Origin of the sequence: Laspinema palackyanum D2c, from assembly GCF_025370875.1 — a bacterium.
GTDB classification, from domain to species: Bacteria; Cyanobacteriota; Cyanobacteriia; order Cyanobacteriales; family Laspinemataceae; genus Laspinema; species Laspinema palackyanum.
Window position 1 is genome coordinate 1 of record NZ_JAMXFD010000082.1, and the last position, 1,027, is coordinate 1,027.

Annotated in this window: 1 protein-coding gene; it reads left to right on the plus strand. The window is 44.4% G+C overall.

The window, feature by feature from the left end:
- Positions 1-50: 50 nt before the first annotated feature.
- Positions 51-1,027: ABC transporter permease (locus NG795_RS28395; protein WP_495855886.1), on the plus strand; the 977-nt coding region annotated here is incomplete at its 3' end.

Genomic DNA, 1,027 nt, shown 5'->3' on the forward strand with positions numbered 1-1,027 from the left:
AAATTTAGTTGATTATGTGACTAATGTCCTCGATAATCTGGGAAAAGAATATGCAATTAATTTTGCATGACTGCTTAAATCCCCAACTTATTCGCGAATTAAAAGGTCGATTGATAAGCCGTAACGTTACCTTATCAGTTGGGCTTTCCCTCCTTGCTCAACTGGTTATTTTTCTCGCCTTCATCAGCCAAATTCCTGCACCTGATGCCCAGCATGGAGCTTATTGTATATACCAAGAAAATAACCCTTGCATCGTCAATTGGATTCAGTGGAAGGAAGACTTAAATCAGGTGTTTTATTGGGTTTTGCCCTGGGTGCTAGTCTGCGGGGGAGTCTATCTGCTGATTGCCGATTTGGCACGAGAAGAACGACGGGGGACTTTGAATTTTATTCGCGTCAGTCCCCAGTCAAGTCAGAGCATTTTAATGGGAAAATTGCTCGGGGTTCCGGTGTTACTTTTCCTAGCCGTGGCGATCTCGTTACCGAGTTATGCAGCTACTGCAATTATGGCCCAAATTCCCCTCTTAGAAGTGTGGAGTTTCTATGTCATCCTAGCCGCCCTTTGCGCTGTATTTTACAGTGCGGCGGCGCTGTTTGCCTTGATGGGAGGTCATCAAGCCTTGGTGGGGGCCGGTGTTACCCTCGGGATGCTGTTCTGGTTAATGCATCAGGAATGGTATTCCTATGGAAAAGGTTGGTCTACAGACCAATGGTTTGGCTTTATCTTAAATGGGGATAATCTATTCAACGTTCGGCTATTTGCTTTAGTCAATTGTGTCATGTGGACCTACTGGATTTGGCAAGGGTTGTATCGACGATTTCGCAATCCTGCCGCCACAATGATCAGCAAAAAACAAAGTTATGCCTTGGTTTTTTGCGTGAATGTCCTCTTTTTAGGATTAGTGACGTCCTATTTGGGTTCAGAGTCTGATCCGAAATTAGAGGCTTATCTAGGGCTTGCTGAAAAAAAGCGGAATGCTGATGTGATAAGGCTTGTAGAAGTATTGCCTGGATACAAAAGACAGGA